Raw genomic sequence first — 17,780 nt, 5'->3', positions numbered from 1 at the left:
CTACTTGTTCACGAAATAATGAAAATGAGTATAAACTGGATTATTATGATTACCATTGTTAGAATTTAACAAACGGAATTTCATAGTTCCATCACTACAAACCTGGACACTCCTTGCATAGCCGTCCATTCCTGCACAAACATGATTTACATCATGTTCTGGTCTAAGCCCTACTGGGAACACAGTTCCATTGTAAAGGTGATAATAAATGTTTACATTTTTTCCACTTGTACGCATATACAAACCAGAAACTTCAACAAACACTCCAATTTTGCTTCCGAAATCAATGGCATGGTACTTCACAGTACCAGTACAATCATTCTTATTAGCAGAAACAGAATTAGAACCAATAACATTGTCATCAACAGAATTATTCACAGCATTCTGCAAATTAACAACCTTCTCATTCAGAACTTTTCCCTGATAAGCAGACAATGCTTCACCATTGACAAAAGTATTGGAATTTAGGTCGTTTTTCACTTTCACATGCCCATACATTCCAGTTGAACCAATACCATATTTTGAAGTGGAATCTGCATGATATGGCACTTCAAAGGAAGATAATCTCTCTTCCATTTCGCTTTTCAAAGCAATCTCGTCAGACTCCAAACCTCTCAACTTTGTAGCATTTATGATTGTTGTTTCATTAGTATTTTCCAATATGCTTTCCAGTTGCTCTACTGAAACATGACTTGTTTCAAATCCTTCAACAGTTTCCTGCAAATCCTCCAAAACCTCACTTTCAACAATAGTAATCTTCTTAACAACATCAGATTCATCATTGTACAAAAGCAAATCAGCAGATACAATTGCACCATTGTTCTTTTTCATCACTACTTTCGCTTGAATTTCACTCATACTTTATACTCCAAATAATTCGGTTTAATGAAACATTGTTTCCTTGTATTTTCCCTTTTAGCATAATATCCAATGGCAATTCCAGTATCCTCAATGTTCGGAGTGTAAACAACACTAATTCTATCATCAATTTTCAAGACATCTGGCTCAATTATGATTTTCTGCTTGGTATAATCAACAACAAAATCCCTATCTTCATGAAGTTCCTCTTCATTCAACACTACTTTTCTGACTGGATCGGCAGGAGAACACCTTAAATTAAATGTTCTTGTTTCGATGTTGTTTTCATCTACAACAAATGATTCTTTGAAATAATCCAAAACCAAGCCTTCATCTTCATCACTAGTGTGCTGACCAATCTCAGAATTTGACAATCCATCAATGATGATTGGATTGTATTTTACTGTCCAATCTCCTCTTAACATGTTGTTTTGAACATCTGGATAAAACCACATGCTATTTGCAGGAATAATATGCTCTTGGCCATCATATTCCTTGATTTTTTTCTCATTGTCATAATTGAATAAGAAATCGTACCATTCACCAATACTTCTTTTCTCAGCAGAAATAGGTTGCATAGTACATTCGAGAATAGGATATGCTACCTTGTTTGTCAGCTCAATACTATTGAAGAAATAATGAACTTCTTCATTTGAATCAACAAAAGGCAGAATATATACATTTTCCCTTTTCAAAGCCTCCAATACTTCTGGATGTGATTCGACATATTCGCACCTTTTTGCCATTGTCTTATCAACCACAGCACTTTCATCAATCTCTTCAAGATGAGTATAATAAACCAAATCATTCAAATTGATTGTCGTAAAATGTTCAATTGCTTCTCTTTCGGAGATAAGTTCTGCACTACATGAAACTGTTGGTTCAACCTCGAATGGAGCATATACTCTTCCCCAAACATTTGCCCCCAACATTGGAGCAGTTTTTGGATAATAATATGGTGTACGAACATACATTTCTGAACTTGCATCGTAAAGGATGTTTACATCAATCCAGTTGATGATTGCTGGTGTGTTGATTGTTGTCTTCATTTTCGCTCTGACAAAAGTCATACATTCATGGTTTTCAAAAGACAACCTATTTCCTGCATTCAAATCAAACCAATCTCTTCCATTATTGGAAACTTGATATATGATGCTTACTCCATCGGTTGCACTATTGTCCTGAGCATTTATCTGTATTCCACTTGCTGGACTTGTACGAATTGGCTTCAAATAAACATAATGGTCAGTATTTTTCACATATTCTTCAGTAGATTGCCTTATTTGCATTTCAAAAGCAAAATCAACTGGAGCAAATTTCCCAAGATGATATGGTACATTCTCACCTTTACCATATCTCATCCAAGTTCCACCATTATTCTCAGTCAAGAATGCATCTCCTCGAGTGTATGGATCTGCTCCACAATTCTTTGACCATCCTCCAAGCCACCATGCATGATTCGGATGAGTCAATGGAGAAAGAAATACAATAGCATAACTTTTATCCTTTTCCAGATATGGAGGATGGTCAAAACTAATAGTACAAATGTTTGGTGTACTGTTACTGAACCTCACCCTCTGTTCGGCAAGATTCTTGTAGTGATATGGAACTGGATAGGCAACTCCATTTTTCATTTCGGTTGGTCTTACTTGGACAAGCAGTGGGCTTCCAGTGTTGGATTTCCAATCACACTTTAAATTTACAGTAATTCCTTCTAAGTAACCACTGACATTTGGTTTGAATGTTTGAGCCCTTCCTACAGCAGGTATTTCTGTATTGTAAATTCCTCTACCTTCTTCTTCGCCTTCAAGCCAGTTCGGTTGGATATGGTAAGATTTGTTCTTGTCAAAACCGATATACCAATATTCATTTACAGACAGATCCATTGATGCTGATGGCCATGGTGATTTGTCTTTTGTAGTACGGTCAATAGTATAGAATGTCTGTTTTGGAGTTTCAGCAGAAATAACTGTCTGACCATCATCCAATCTTGAATGAATGTTTGCAGTTGTCATGAAACTGTCAATCAAAGCCAAATTGCTGAAATCAACATAAGTATTGCTTACATTTCTATTGCTGAAAACAACATTTTCAGATGTTCCTTTTTGATAACCAAAACTGTTTGCATCATCAACCAAACAAGGATTGAACCTTTTTCTTATTGCTGGTGGAGTAAGATACCCCAATTTCTCAACCATCTTGTATAGGTATTCATCGTTTCTGCAGAAATTACTAAGTATTTCTGCTGTTACATATCTTTGCTCACCAAAACTTTCAAAAGATTGGTGGATAAACTTATCATTAGGACAATTCCCCATAATTTTCACCTTGACTGAATTATAATTTCCTGACCATTAGGATCAAGATTTAATTTAATGTACAAATTCTTGCTGTTTCTATCATAGAAAAAAGAACCAAAAACCAATTCTCCCAAGCTATTTTTCGCTTCGAAGCTTTTTCCATTGACAACAACACCAATTATCTCATTTGGCTCATAAACATAATATGTAGACTCTCCATTGTTGGACAAAATCCAGTTGCTTCTTAAAGAACCAGTAACCAAATTGAAAGCATAATCAATATGGACATTGCTACTAGTGTCATTTTCAAGAAGCTCTTCTGTTATTGTTTCATAAATGTCGTGGCTTACCAATATTTCACCATTTCCTACACCAATCTCTGATGTTCCCAAAATTTCTGATGGTTTGCAATCGCAGGACAATATTATCTTTTTGTTTTTCAAATCAATAGAATATTTTGATTGCTTGATTGTAGTCAGATTTCCAAGAGCAGAATCGGATTTCAATGGCCTTGTAGTTCCTTTCCCAAGCATTATTCTGTTTATTGAGTCAAATTCATCGTTCACCCATCTATTTAGAAAAAAAGATTCCCCAATCTGTGTAATTAGATTTGTAGAACGAATTATAGATTTGCCATTTTGAGTAATTTCGTATTCTCCTTTTATAGCAATCATTGTATTTTCACCTCATGTTTATTGACTGACAGAGTTGTATAGACATTGATTCTTGAAGTATATTCTTTATTAGTAGTGTTGAATTGCAAATGAACCTTTTTCGTGAGAGGCATGACTCTTTGAAGTTGATATGACAAACCAACAATATCTTTCAATTTAATGTTTGAAGGAATGTCTTCATAATTGAAATAGATGTCATAGTCATTTGGTGTGTAGTTGTATTTTGTTCTCATGTATTTGCAGTTCATTCTTCCTCACCTACAATTAAATTAGGATTTTCTCCATCATCATCTATTACGAATGTTGCATCGCTTTCTCCATCTGTTATTTCAACTTCCCAGTCATGACTGTTCACCAAACAAGTGTCAATCCATTCATCTTCCATCATAAATTCTGGATTTTCACTGTCAGTTATGATTTCAAGGACATCAACCCCAATATTTAGAAAATTTGAGTCAATGTTTTTGTTGGTAAATAAACAATCATCAATCCATTGTTTGAAACTGGAATAATTGAAATAAATGTTTTGTAGATACAATTGACAATCTTGTGAAACTTTGAAAAAAGTAGTGTTTGGACAAGTTATTGTAGCTGTTGTGTTTGGGCAAGTGATGATTTTTGTGTTTTTCGATATGGTAGAAGTATCATTCAACTCATATGTGCCATCACCTAATACAATTATGTTTTTGCTTCCTTCAACCACAGATATTGCTTTTTCCAATGTTTTAAATGCTGTTTCGATTGTCAAACCATCATTTTGATCATTGCCTTCTGTATTTACATACCAGTCAGCATCATTACAGCTTCGGATATTGATAGTTATTTCATTTGACTCCAAACCAAATTCTTCATTGTCGATGTCATCGATTGAGTTGAAACATTTGAATGAGAATGTTGCAACTGTCCCATCAAACAATGAAGAACTCACTCTCCAAGACTGGTCTGACTGCAAAACAAATTCTGTTCTTTCTCCATTGATGTAAGGAACAATATAAAATAATCTATCTACTTTTTTACCAAGATGGTTTATTATTTCAAATACGAATGTGAAATCTTGCAAAGCAATTGGTGTCAAATCATCAACTGAAGCAGTGAAAAACAAGCTTTCATTTTCATTTTGACAAAGCAGGTCTTTGTGTTCCCATTTTTCTGGAATCCAATTTCCATGATGTCTGCTTGTTTCAAACATCTTGCACAAAATAGCTTCCCTATTCACCATCAGTATTTCATCAATAGGAATTCCAAACAATTTCCAAATTTCCAACACTGCCAAAGGAACATCCTGCAAGTGCTGAAGATAAAACAATATTCTGTTCATATAATGATAATCATCTTCAGTTAATTTGTCATTATATGGTGGTTCTGTATTAGGATAATCCAAAGAAAGAACATAATTTTTTCTTGGAAAATTTATAAATTCTCCAAAGTCATCAATACTATAATCATGATCGAATTCATTGTTTTCTTTGCCATCATTTTCTGGAAATCCCTTAACCAAAACATATTCATCATATGTTTCAACTATTATCTTGAACTTATCAGATGGAATTATATTTTCCGATGTGTCAGAATGAATATAATTGAAGATGTGTTCTTGATTGTCATCAATGAATGAAGTAGTGTATATGACTTCATCGTTTTTGTATAAAGTAACACTTTTTAAGTTATTGAAATTTGCAAAGAAATGAATGTTATAGTTGTGAGGTTCATCTTGCTCTTTCCAAATCCAAATGTTTTTTTGCACTTTGTTATTAAGATAAAGTTTGAATAGATTGTTGTAAATTTCCTTGAACTGGTTGTTGAATATTGACTCGGATGTGTGAAAATTGCTTCCTTTTGTTTTTTTCAAAAAATATGGAAATTTGTTTAGTAGATATTGCAAACTGTTTTTCATAATTGTTACTCCATATTTATTTCAATATCTCCAACAAAACAGCTTTCATCATCTAAAACTTCAACTGGTTGCTTTGGATAATCAAATTGAATATTCTTCAATTCTGAAATATTGTTGTCAAGCCAAACAGCCAATTTGTGAGGAATAAAATCCTCCCCAATCTTCAGACTTGCAAAATAATTATTGATTTCATCATGAATCCTTGATTTGATATTGTCTTTCTCAGAATTGTCAAAAGGATTCAATCTGTCAATATCCACATTGCAATTGATATAGACATCAATTGCCTTTTCATTTGGTGCTGTTAGAAAAATATCTTCGGAAACTTGGCAAATTTTGCTTTGAAGTTCATTATAAACTTTGTTCAAAAAATAAGAGTCAAATGGCGAAATAACAATCTTTATAGTTCCAGTTCCATCCCAATTTGGAATCAACTTATAATCATGAAGACCATCAAGCCTACTGAAATAATTTACATAAGCCCAAAGATTCCCTTTTTGATTAATTTTGATCCAGTTTTTCAACAGTTCTCTGTATTGTTCATCATTGAAACCGTCAGTTCCACCTGTAGATGGCTTTGGATTTGTAACTTTCAAACCATATGATTTGTTTTCAACTTTTGTTAGTTGTTTTTCAGAAACTCTGCCTGCAACTCCTGGCGTGGTTGCTATTGCAGATACTGTGCAAGTATTGTTTTTGGTTGTGAAAGTCAAGGGTTCGAGAGTTCTATATGACAAACCATTTTTAGAAAAAACCAATAAACCTTCATTTTCTGTTATTGTGTCCTCAATTTCCTGATTTGTTTCAAAATTTAATTCAACATAAGCATGTGTAGGTTTTGGACGAGAGCAATTAACAATCGCCCCAATATCATCAAGATCCATTCCTTTAGCAAAATCGACTTTGGAAGACTTGTAAACTTTGGTAATCTCGTTGTAAACTTCAGCCAATGCTTCTGCATGGATAGATAATAGCATCACATAGAAATTGCTGATATCTTTTCTATTTGAAATATAGTCTAAAAAATCTTCATTATGACTGATTAGCTTTTCTTCAAATGCAGTGTTGAGCATTTCTTGAAAAATTTCTCCATAATATTTCTGTTTGTAGTTCATAAGTTCACTTCTCCTTCTACAATTTTGTCATAAATGCTTGTTACTGAGAATTCAACAAGATATTTGAAAAACTCGTTATTGGGATTGTCCGTTACTTTAATCCAGTTTATTTTTTTTACTCTTCTCATGTTCGTTAGAACTTCTGTTATGAACAATTCAATTTTGTATTCTACCATACGCGATTTATTGGCTTTTATTAATTCATGAATTCTACATCCAAAATCCGCGTATAATGGATTCTTGAGTTCTTTGAATCTTGTCATTATTGCTATGCAAATTGCATTCTGTAAACTTTCATATCCTGTGACATTTACTACGTCTCCATTTTCGAATTGCATATCCCATTCGTTGAACTCGTTTGGTTTTAGTAGAATGTCCTCGTTTAGTGACTTATAAAATCTATAGCTTTCTGATTCTGTATCAGCTGGAAGCATTGGTATCTTCCTCCTCTGTTTCTTCTACTTCTTCTTCTCCCTCTTCTTCTTCGGATTTTTCTTTTGGTTTTCCGAATCCTGGAGGATAATCAACCAAATGGATGCTACATTCCCATCCACTATCTGATTCTGAATGAGATGCTTTTGAAATATACATGTATTGATCTTCTTCGAATCTTGGAATCTGTATTTTAACCCAGTTTCCAGATTGCCATTCTTCACCAGGAATTATTTTGCATTCTACACTGTGGCCATTGTTTCTTTTGATTTTCATCCATTCGATATTTGCGAAATGTTGGGCTTCCTCTAATGTTTCAACTGGAACTGCAGTTATCTGGGATGTGCTGGTGCTTGATTGAGAGGCATCATCTACTTCTTCAGTATCTGATGTTGTATCTTCTGTGTTTGTCGCATCGCCAGTGGTTTCAGATGAGTTTTCTGTGTTTTCTTCTGCAACCACATATTTTACAGCATCTAACTCTTTTGGTTTTTCTCCAAATCTTTCAATTAGGTTTTCATCACGAAGAACAATGTCTTCACCTCCTTCCCAATGAACCGTGAGGAAGTTTACTGTGTCTGGATTGATATCAGTAATGGAAATGGAATCTTGAATTATGTTTACTCCTTCTGTTAATTCCAATTTTGAATTTTCAGTTGGATCCGGAATTTTGTTGATGAAGACTTTTTCATTTATTGCTTTGCATTCCACTTCCCCATCCCAAAATGCCAATACTTCCTTTATTGCATCTTTAATAGTTGAAGCAGAAGTTTCACTCTCATTGTCATCAACATCGGAACCTCCATCTTTTAAAATACATTTTGCTAATTGTTCTGGACTATTAGCACAACACCATCCTATCAAAGCTTTGACTTTCGGCTGTGCCATGAACTCTGCATAAGTTTGTTGATTTGGCCATTTGGCACCCCATTGTTTAGAAACAGATGCATTAGCATCTCCCTCCAATGTTTTGTATTTGTAATTTTTCAAAGATTCACAAGTATTGTACTTGTTTCCAATCCAACTCGTATGAGCTATGAATCCTCTTTTAGCTTTATAGTACCCTCTACTAATGCCTTGGCAGAAGTCGGCATTCATCCCAATGTCACGTCCTCCTCCAATCATCACCATTACATCGCATTCGTTGGATCCTACCCATCTTTGCATAACTCCTGGGCCTATGCCTAATTTCGATACTTTGTTTCCTGCATTTTCTATAATCTTACAAACTGTATCCAATGTTTTTTGGTCTTTGCTTCTTCCTTCAATATTGTCAATAGAAATTGCATAATGTTTACTCATTTAAAAACCTCTCAATTTTTTTAGAAAATGTGGAAAAAAAATAATGTTCTCTTTCTGTGTACAAAATAATATAAATTAGTAAATAAATAGCATTATTCATGAATAATAAACAATTAATATTAATAATCGTAGCCATAATAATCGCAGGTTGTATTGTTGCAGGTGCCGTAATTTATGGTTTTGACCATTTACAACAAACTACGGAAAATAAAACTATGAATAATACAACCAATATAACGAAAAACATAACTAATGTTACAGAAAATTATAAAGAAAATTCTAACACTAACAATAATGGTAAAAGCAATGGTTTCTATGATGACTCTGGAAATTGGGTAGAATACAATACTGACCCAAATAAAGGACAAATAATACTTCCAGGAACTTATGAAAAAGGAAAAGAATTAGAGGCTGCAGGAGTTTTTGATTGTCCTCATGGATATTCAAGAGTTGCGGATTGCCCAGTATGTGGATAAATCCATCATATCAAACCATTATCCATTTTTAACTTATTTATAATATTGTCAACTTCTTCTTTAGTGTAAGTTTCTTCTTTTAAAGATAAGTCAACTGGTGAAGTTTCTCCCATTTTGGTAGTATTTATGGAGATTCCTTTACCAGTAATTACATCAAATTTTTCAGCACCAAATGAATAGACACATTCATCGGTTCCTCCAATAATCTTAAATTCTATTAATCCAGGTCTTGGAGGCCTGGAAACAGGTAAATCAAATTCATCATAATAACCCAACACCACATATTCTTCTCTATTAGAATTAATCTTTAAAAGCACTACATATTCCTCAAAAGCAGGAATAATGCACCTTTCATGTAATTTCTCACAATATTCATCAACCCCTAATGGAGTGTAATAATCAGTAGCATATGCCCCATAATTATGTAAAATGTGCGCTATCACTTCTTTTCCATTAGATAACTTCACCAATGCTTGTTGTTTGAACTGATAAAATTTAAGAATTTTCCCTTTATAAGCTAATGATTTTTCAAATTCTTTTTTGATATTTTCTTTTAAAGAATCTTCCAAAGTGATTTTGCTCACATTTTTAAATGCTTCCAATACTCTCCCATCAGTCACTGTTTTCATGTTAAACTTCCCCACATTTCCCAATTATATCTTAAAGAATCTTTAGTTGCACGAGGACATGAACCCCATGTACTATCCCATTTTCCACCAGCACTTTCGATACTAGCATCAAACATGTATACTTTATCTTTAATTACAATCCCATTATACACATGAGCATATCCCATACAATGGGTATTTACATAACCTGTTTTAATCCCTTGAACTGAACATAAAGCATTAATTAATCTTGCATGATCAACACAATTTGCAGTTTTGCATTTTAATACTTCAGTTGGCGAATGTTTAGCTCCATAATACATTGGTCTTTCATATTGGATATTTTTATAAACCCAATGACAGATTGCTTTAGCTTTTGCAATAGCCCCTTTTTTTCCTTTGCATATTCTATTCGATTGTTCCTTTATTGTAGTAGAAAAACCAACACCACTTACATCACTATCCCCACCATCTTCATCTCCAGATGATGAGACATTACTATAATCAATGACCATATCATTGAGGCCGGTTGGGTCAATAACAGGTTCCATTCCTGCTGTTTTTATCATTTCTGCCAATATCTCTGACATTTTCATTTGAGTGAAATCGAATTGATATTTTTGTTCTAAGAGTTTTGTCATTCCACTTATTTTTAAATCGACCTTGTCTTCACTGTAAGTTTGCTCTGTAATGAAACCTAACAACATTTCATTTAATTCTACTGGCTCTATTGGCTCATCATATTGTTCCCATCCTTTTCTAAGTAAAATTCTTACTCCTTTATAGAATCTTTTCTTATCCACTTCAGGCATTGAAATGGATCCATTGTTACTTATGTTTTCATAATCATGTTCCGAATCAACATTGTAAAGATTTCCATAATAATATGTTTCCAATATTTCTCCCTGATGTAGACTGAACCCTTCCATGTTTTCGTCATCTTCATTTGTAGTGGTATCTTCATCATCAGAGCTTTCATTAACAGTTGTTTCCTCTCCACTGTTGGGAATGTATTGTTCAAAGTTTTCAGTATCGACTTTATACACTTCCAATAGGTTTCTTGGGATAGAATATTGGATTACCATTATTGTTTCTCCTCCTCCAATTTATCTTCAGGTATTGTAAACACATCATTAGGGATTGTTGATTCCTGATTTGGGATTTCGATTATGTCTATATCTAATTTCAAGTCTTCAGGAGATGATTCTTCAGCATCTTTTTGAATTATTACTTCTGCCTCAAACATTCCCCCCATATATTGAGATATTACTGTACATGGTTTGCTGACCATCTTTTTAAATATCTCATCATAAACTTCAGGATAATCCTTTTCTATGTGGACATATGTTGAAAAACTAAATTTTCTTGGAATGTATTTTCCTCGACTAACATGTTGAGTTCCTCCAAGAATATTTTTTCTGACTGTTTCTCGACGATTATATGATTCTTCACCAGTTATGGATTGTGCATAGAAAGGATATCCATCTATTTCTACAGTTTCATTTACGCCACTTCGAATATCATCATACATTCCAACCATTTTTATCCACCTATTTCACGTATGTTAACATTTGAAATTACATCCAATCCTTCAAGAGCAGTTATCATTACTTGTTTTGCTTCCTGTGTTGTGAGATTTCTAGCATCCAATTGCACCGCTCCTTCATTTATAATGATGGTTGCATTATTGGCTTCACTTTTCACCGGTGCAGTTGACAACATTGTTTTTATGGATCCAAGATTACTTGCCGAATAATTATTATTGAATCCTACATCAAGCATTGGATTTCCAAAGCCTGAAACTATATCTTTACCAACCTTGGTAGCTGCTTTTACAAGATATTTTCCTTCAGACACTATGAAATCACGAGCATACCACATTTCATCGTACATTGTCCAAGCAATGTCCCCAGGAGACCCTGTGTTAATACCTTCTTTAAATGCTTCTACAACTCTTTCAGCTCCTCCTTTCGCGGCAGAAACTGCTGAGTTGATACCGTTTTCTACTGCTTGATTCATATAACTCATTTCGGTTTTCATCACATCGGCAAGTTTTAAAGTGCTTTTAAAACCAGTAGTTGTTTTTGTTCCAATGTTTTTACCTCCGGTTGCACCTGCAGTTGCACCTGCACTCATTGCAGAACCTACAGCAGATGTTACAACACCATTCAAACCACTTAATCCGGCAGTAACTCCTACTTTAATGCTTGAACCAATAGCTCTGCCAGCACCATAAAATCCAGAAGCAGAAGCTGTTAGAGTTGCTTTGAGTTGTCCTAAAACTGTTGTTATGCTAGTTAATATTCCTCCAATTCCTGCAACACTTGTTCCTGACAAACTGTTTAATTCTGTTGCAATATTTTTTACAGAAGTTACTGCTCCTTGCAATCCCCCAATGTTTGCAACTGGAAATCCCCCAGTGTTCAAATTTGAAATTAGAGTTTTGATACTTCCAATGGCAGTACCCATAGCTGACAAACTACCAGATACTGTTGTAGGCGCTGTCAAGCCATTTAATTGTGTGAGAATATTGGATACTGTTTTTATTTTTGCAATTGCATCTCTGAGATTGACAAGCATTTCAGTATTTGTCCATTTTGGAATTGAAGCTGTATTTAAAGTGGTTATTGCCTGTTTAATTGGTGTGAGGCTATTGGCAATATTAACTACCTTACTTGCCAATCCAGTTGGTGCATCTTGAATGCTTGCAAGGTTTTGAAGAACAGTTGCAACCACAGAAATCTTAGGAACACCATTTCTAAGATTAACAAGCATTTCAGTATTTTCCCAAGGAGGTATTTCGGTTGTATTCAAAACACCAATACTTGCTTTTAAAGGTTTCAATGCATTTGCAACATTTGTAATCTTACTTGACAATCCCTCAGGAACATTAGGAATGTCTTTTAAACCATCAATTGCCTTCGCAGTGTTAATTATATCATCTCTAGCTTGTTCTATGGTTGAGGAGATTGTACCGTTACTTTCATATTCCACTTGGTCAATGTCTTTCAACCTTTCAATAGCTATTGAAATTGGTTTTAATGCATTTGCAATCCTGGTGATTTTAGGCCCTACCTCATCACCAGGGTCAGCGATAGTTTCTGCTCCGAAAGTGCTTAAAACTTCTGCGGCTTTTTTAATGTCTTCTTTTGCAGATTCAAGAGAATTTATAAAATTGGTGAGTGGATTCCAAGTGGTTTGTGCATCAGTAATTCCACGAAGGCTTTTAATAGCTTCTGCCACAGGCTTTAACGCATTTGCCACTCTGGTGATTTTAGGTCCCACATCATTACCAGGGTCTGCAATTGTTTCTCCCCCAAAGGTTTTTAGTTTTTCTGCTGCTTCTTTGATGTCTTTTTCAGCGGATTCTAAAGATTTGATAAAATTGGTGAGTGGATTCCAAGTGGTTTGTGCATCGGTGATGGATCTTAAACTGTTTATCGCTTCTGCCACAGGTTTTAATGCATTTGCAATGTTTGTTATTTTGCCTCCAACACCATTGTTTTCAATTGAGCTAGTATCCAAATTATCTAGAGTAGATAATGTTCCATTTGCAGCCCTTATATCTGTAATTGCGCTTTGAAGCAATGTCTGAAAATTACCTAATTTTCCGCCAAGTGTCATTAGGTTTCCAGTTATTTCAGACCAAGCAATGCCTGCCAATGATTTTACAGCACCGTTTAAAGTATCCAATGTTGTTGAAATTGTTTTTAAATTATTTACTACTCCTTCTCCAGGAACCTTGATATTGCCCAATTCGCTTAAAATTGGTGCTATTTTTTTAATTTCATCAACTAATTGTTTTATTGAATTTGACAATCCTCCTCCGAGGAATGTGATTGCATTTCCAATAGTTCCTAATAATGCTGTTACTGTAATTGCTGCTATTGCACTTGTAAGTTCCCACATTGCCTTTGCAAAACTCTTCAATCCTGCAATGGCTCCTGATAAATCTACACTATTGAAGTTTAAAGCAGCCATTACTTCCATTATTAATTTAACAAAAACCAGTATTTCCACTACTATTCCTGCTACTATTGGAATCATGATTGCTACTGCTGCTGCAACCATTATCATTGGTGCTACCATTGCTCCAAGACTTGCGCCAAATCCTGCAAATGCTCCACTGAAACTTGATGCTCCTGCGGCGGCAGTTTCTGCTCCTGCACTTGCTGTGGCCAAGCCCGCACCAGATTCTGCAATTTCTTCAGCACCTTTAGTTACTTTTTTAACTCCATTGGTGTCTATATCCACATCGGGTATTTGGCCGGTGTTTTTAAATAATTCTCCCCATTTTTTATTATCTTCAGAGATTCTTTTCATTTCTTTTTTATAGAATGCATCGTCGATATGGCCTGCTTCCAAACTTTCTTCAAGAAGCTTTAATTGCTTGTCATTGTTTTTCATGTGTTTGGAATATTTTTCAGCGTTTCTGGATTGGCCTTGGAAAATTGCATCGTCAAGGTCAATTCCTCCACCTCCAAGACCTCCCATTATTTGAGCATCTTGAAGGTCTTTTGAGGATAGGCCAGCTGCAATTTCAGTAGCATTATCCAATGTACCGGTTGCATCACTAGCACTTTTAATAGAATCTGTAACATTATCCCATAATCCTTTTAATTCTTTTACTCCTGCTGCTGTCTGGTTGATACCAGTCATCATTTCTGTAAATGGCTGTGTTACTTGATTTGCAAAATCAATTCCTTGAAATGCAGCAAGTAAACCTGCTGTAATATTCCCTCCAGCCAAATTATCCAAATCTAAAAAAGCTTTTTTAACATCTTTGATTACTGGTAGGAATGTATTACCTATTTTCTTTCCTGCTTTTGACCATTGCTTTCCTATAAGTGCATCAAGACCTTCATTTGTTTTCATGAGCTCTGATGTATCACCTGTAAGTTCTTGAACAGCTGCAATGTAACCTTCAATATCGTTTTCTTCACCATTCCAAAGACCTGTTCTTTTAAGAGCATCTTCTGTAATACCATATTGGTCGAGACTTGCACATGCTCCTTTGATACCTTTGGAGAGATCCATCATTGCCTGTTCTGCGAGTTCTGTACTTCCTGTCTGTGCCAATACTTTTGCACCAAAATCAGCAATACCTTGAGTAGCATTCTTAATCTGCTCATCAGTACCTCCGGTAGCAGACTTAAAGGCATTCAAAGCAGGAATCAAATTCTGCATAGAAACAAGACTGCTGTTAGTAACTTCATTAACATGATCCCCTAACTGCTTGGCAGAAGTGTCTGTTTCAGACATCATTTTAAGTAAAGCATTATTTGTATCTGCTTTACTTGTGGTACCGAAAACAAGTTCTGTTGCAGATTTTCCTGTAAGACTATTTAAAAATCCATTGGTGGCTGAAGACATTTGCATAAAACCAGAACCGAGAGTTGCCATTGCTGATTGTGCTTTACTTGATAAAGATTGTACTTCCTCACCAACACCTTTTATGGTGCTGCTAGCATCATCTTTAGCTTGAATCATAAGTAAAACATCTTCACTTGTAACCATAACCATTATCTCCTTTTTAATTGTTTTTTAGCTTCTTGTATCTGTTTCTGTTCTGATTTGATTTCTTCACCATATTTTCGCATTAACATAATAATGTCAAGATTATCTTTTTTATAAATGACCTCACTGATAGGAATGCCCAAATGCTTACTTACCCTAAAATAAACTTCCCCAAGAAAACTATCTAACAGCTGGAAATAAATCTTCTTGGAAGGTATCAGTTAATTTTAATCTTCCACGAACTTCATGGAAAAGACTTGCTTTAGTGTTTAAGTCAACCTGTTTCCAAAACAATAGGTTTTCTTCAAAAGTGGTTTCTTCATCCCCAATGAATTCTATCCTATCTGCTAAAAACTCGTTTAATACCTGTAAATTGTATTCGGCGGTTCCGAGTTTTTCATTGAGTTTATCGTTTAATGCCTTGATCATTTGAACTTCTTCAGGACTTAGGGTTTGACCCATTTCTGCTTTGGCCATGACCTTTTTCTCATTGATATCTAAGTCTTTGAATAAGCCCATCTGTGTACTGGCTCCTTCAATGTACTGTTTTTCTGTGTATGGTTTTATTCTCATTTGAAGAAGGTATCTTTCACCGTTTAACCAGTAATACATGTCTATGCGATAACGTGATTTATCATGAATGATTTCTAATAATTGTGATTGAGTATTGATAATCTTGTTAGCTTGTTCTACGCTTTCTTCTGCTTTACTAAGATTATATTCTTTGAAATGTTTTCTGTATCTGTTCAATAATAATTTAAGCATAGCCTTTTCATCTTCGGACAATTCTTCTTTTGCTATGCATTTGTCTACCAATTCCTGTTCGGTAAATTCTAGATAATCGTAAGGCAATAATTTGCATTCTTCAGGGAATTTTGAATCCCATAAGTATTTTTCAGTTGCTGGACTAATCATAGCTATACAATCCTCCCATAAAAAAAAGTTGAAAAAAAAATAATATTGTTTAAAAAAGAAAGTGGAAAAGGAATGAAAGGAAAAAAACGATATTCCCATCATTTATTTTATTGAAAGAGATTTTCCACTAATGTCTAAGCTTCTACCGTCTTCTTGACTTATGCTGATTTTTTCAATACGAGAATGGAGTAAAACATCAGCTTCCTGATATTCTCCATTTTCTTCAAAATTATAAGTAGATACTGTGAAATTACTTCTATTTTTCCAGTATTCTTTAAGTAATGGATAATACTCGGGAAATACTCCATTAGCTTCCCATGATATTTCTCTTTTACCACCTTTATATGCAATGGCATCGTGGCTGTTTGTTGCTGTTTTAAGATCTTCTGTGGATTCAAGATCAATGCTGAAATCTTCACATGGAATTACTTCATCATCCAATCTTAACTCTGCAAGATCGTACTGTTTACTATCTGAATTAATTACTGTAGACATTTAAATTCTACCTCCCTATGGTTGTATTTGGTGATTCGATAAATAAACTGAAACCAATGATTAAAGTTGCATTAACTGGTACTGCTACTCCCTCAACTTTCAAATCATATGGATTAGTTCCGGATTCGGTTACTTTTAATTCAGTTCCAGGCATCATATACCCTGCACTAATCTTATTTTCAACTACCACATCAACATCGGTTTGAAGATAAGATAGATTGATTTCTGTTTCATTTCTTTTCAACTGTTTGTATAGTACTGCATATACTTCACGAATCAATTGGTCAACATTTCTTCTAGCATGCAATAAAGCATCTTCAGGTCTGCTATCAGAATTAGTTGCAAATGCTGTAGATACCCCTAGATTGATTCTGGTGTGAATTTCAGAGCCGGCAAGTTCATCAGCAATGAATATGATTCCTGCACTTTGCAATTCATCCATTTCTTCAGGAGTTCTTTTATTGTAAGTTCCTGATTGAATGCTACGGAAATCAGAATACCCTACTTCCTCATAATATGGAGTGCAGCAGATATTAGCAACAGTTTTTCCAAACTCTGAAGGCTCTATAATTCCTACACGGCTTTTTTGAATATCATTTTCTTGAGTATCATCAGTGTATAATTTAAGATTTTCATCTGTTGCTCCTTCAAAGGTAATATATGCAATACGTGGATTTCCAATTTGTGAATCCTCAACAATACAACTGCATGCAGAATCTATAAGACCAACAACAGTTGCTATTGGATCATCTTTTGAAAGGCCTACATAGACTTCAACTTGCACATCCCTTTTACTTTTTGCTAAATCCATAGCTTGAAGCCAAGGGTCGGTTTGAATTGAACGAGATGTTACTGCATTATCTCCTTCACCAGCAGTGGTGGTTGGAACTGCTCCTAAATCGATAACGTAGACGTAAGGTACGGTTATGTCATCGGAAGTTACTTTGCGAGCTTCTTGGAAAAATTCTTTTAAAGTTTTTAATAAAGGATTTGTTTCAGGAGTTGTTCCGATTCCATCGTATGCAACGTCCTTATTCAATGCTTTGAAGTTTTTGAATTTTTGAATTCCTGGTTTTGGAGAAGCATTTCCAGAGTAACCTATAAAAATTGGTATCTGTGCTCCCTCACCGTTTAAAGTTGGGTTGCTGTCTGCTTCGTAATAGCGTACTTTTGGTGTTTCTTCTATACTCATGT

Annotated in this window: 16 protein-coding genes; 1 reads left to right on the top strand and 15 read right to left on the bottom strand. The window is 34.7% G+C overall.

Annotated features, from left to right (window positions below; all coding sequences use genetic code 11):
* The 8 genes from Q4P18_RS07305 to Q4P18_RS07270 are packed head-to-tail and all read right to left on the bottom strand — an operon-like array spanning position 1 to position 8,575.
* On the bottom strand, positions 1-858 hold the full coding sequence (locus tag Q4P18_RS07305; protein WP_303337371.1) for a hypothetical protein: 858 nt from the start codon (positions 856-858) through the stop codon (positions 1-3).
* On the bottom strand, positions 855-3,176 hold the full coding sequence (locus tag Q4P18_RS07300) for a hypothetical protein (RefSeq protein ID WP_303337369.1): 2,322 nt from the start codon (positions 3,174-3,176) through the stop codon (positions 855-857). Before Q4P18_RS07300 ends, Q4P18_RS07305 begins: the two co-directional genes overlap by 4 nt.
* 5 nt (positions 3,177-3,181) lie before the next feature.
* On the bottom strand, positions 3,182-3,832 hold the full coding sequence (locus Q4P18_RS07295) for a hypothetical protein (RefSeq protein WP_303337366.1): 651 nt from the start codon (positions 3,830-3,832) through the stop codon (positions 3,182-3,184).
* Positions 3,829-4,080, bottom strand: coding sequence for a hypothetical protein (locus Q4P18_RS07290; RefSeq protein WP_303337364.1), 252 nt, complete (start codon positions 4,078-4,080; stop codon positions 3,829-3,831). The genes Q4P18_RS07295 and Q4P18_RS07290 overlap by 4 nt, the downstream gene beginning before the upstream one ends.
* The gene (locus Q4P18_RS07285) at positions 4,077-5,726 is read right to left on the bottom strand and encodes a hypothetical protein (protein WP_303337362.1); all 1,650 of its coding nucleotides are present in this window, start codon (positions 5,724-5,726) and stop codon (positions 4,077-4,079) included. The genes Q4P18_RS07290 and Q4P18_RS07285 overlap by 4 nt, the downstream gene beginning before the upstream one ends.
* A gap of 5 nt (positions 5,727-5,731) precedes the next feature.
* A complete protein-coding gene (locus tag Q4P18_RS07280; RefSeq protein ID WP_303337360.1) occupies positions 5,732-6,841 on the bottom strand; it encodes a baseplate J/gp47 family protein in 1,110 nt (369 codons plus the stop codon).
* Positions 6,838-7,275 carry a hypothetical protein gene (locus tag Q4P18_RS07275; protein ID WP_303337358.1) on the bottom strand — a complete coding sequence of 146 codons (438 nt, stop codon included), beginning with the start codon at positions 7,273-7,275 and terminating at the stop codon, positions 6,838-6,840. Before Q4P18_RS07275 ends, Q4P18_RS07280 begins: the two co-directional genes overlap by 4 nt.
* Positions 7,262-8,575, bottom strand: a complete 1,314-nt coding sequence (locus Q4P18_RS07270; RefSeq protein ID WP_303337356.1) for a hypothetical protein — start codon at positions 8,573-8,575, stop codon at positions 7,262-7,264. The genes Q4P18_RS07275 and Q4P18_RS07270 overlap by 14 nt, the downstream gene beginning before the upstream one ends.
* A 98-nt stretch (positions 8,576-8,673) precedes the next feature.
* Here Q4P18_RS07270 and Q4P18_RS07265 point away from each other — a divergent pair, with 98 nt between their 5' ends.
* Positions 8,674-9,051: a hypothetical protein gene (locus Q4P18_RS07265; protein ID WP_303337354.1), complete on the top strand. Its 378-nt coding sequence runs from the start codon at positions 8,674-8,676 to the stop codon at positions 9,049-9,051.
* A gap of 5 nt (positions 9,052-9,056) precedes the next feature.
* Here the strand turns inward: Q4P18_RS07265 and Q4P18_RS07260 are convergent, their stop codons facing one another.
* From Q4P18_RS07260 to Q4P18_RS07230, 7 genes are all read right to left on the bottom strand, one after another.
* The gene (locus Q4P18_RS07260; RefSeq protein ID WP_303337352.1) at positions 9,057-9,680 is read right to left on the bottom strand and encodes a hypothetical protein; all 624 of its coding nucleotides are present in this window, start codon (positions 9,678-9,680) and stop codon (positions 9,057-9,059) included.
* Positions 9,677-10,744, bottom strand: coding sequence for a transglutaminase-like domain-containing protein (locus Q4P18_RS07255; protein ID WP_303337350.1), 1,068 nt, complete (start codon positions 10,742-10,744; stop codon positions 9,677-9,679). The genes Q4P18_RS07260 and Q4P18_RS07255 overlap by 4 nt, the downstream gene beginning before the upstream one ends.
* A complete protein-coding gene (locus Q4P18_RS07250) occupies positions 10,744-11,199 on the bottom strand; it encodes a hypothetical protein (RefSeq protein ID WP_303337348.1) in 456 nt (151 codons plus the stop codon). Before Q4P18_RS07250 ends, Q4P18_RS07255 begins: the two co-directional genes overlap by 1 nt.
* Before the next feature lie 2 nt (positions 11,200-11,201).
* Positions 11,202-15,176, bottom strand: coding sequence for a hypothetical protein (locus tag Q4P18_RS07245; RefSeq protein WP_303337346.1), 3,975 nt, complete (start codon positions 15,174-15,176; stop codon positions 11,202-11,204).
* A 180-nt stretch (positions 15,177-15,356) separates the two neighbouring features.
* Complete coding sequence (locus Q4P18_RS07240) at positions 15,357-16,091, bottom strand: hypothetical protein (RefSeq protein ID WP_303337344.1); 735 nt, start codon at positions 16,089-16,091, stop codon at positions 15,357-15,359.
* 102 nt (positions 16,092-16,193) lie between these two features.
* Positions 16,194-16,586, bottom strand: a complete 393-nt coding sequence (locus Q4P18_RS07235; protein ID WP_303337342.1) for a hypothetical protein — start codon at positions 16,584-16,586, stop codon at positions 16,194-16,196.
* A gap of 7 nt (positions 16,587-16,593) precedes the next feature.
* The gene (locus tag Q4P18_RS07230) at positions 16,594-17,778 is read right to left on the bottom strand and encodes a hypothetical protein (protein ID WP_303337340.1); all 1,185 of its coding nucleotides are present in this window, start codon (positions 17,776-17,778) and stop codon (positions 16,594-16,596) included.
* Positions 17,779-17,780 lie beyond the last annotated feature (2 nt).

Origin of the sequence: Methanobrevibacter sp., assembly GCF_030539665.1 — an archaeon.
Classification (GTDB): Archaea; Methanobacteriota; Methanobacteria; order Methanobacteriales; family Methanobacteriaceae; genus Methanocatella.
This window is presented reverse-complemented; position numbering and strand designations above follow the sequence as displayed.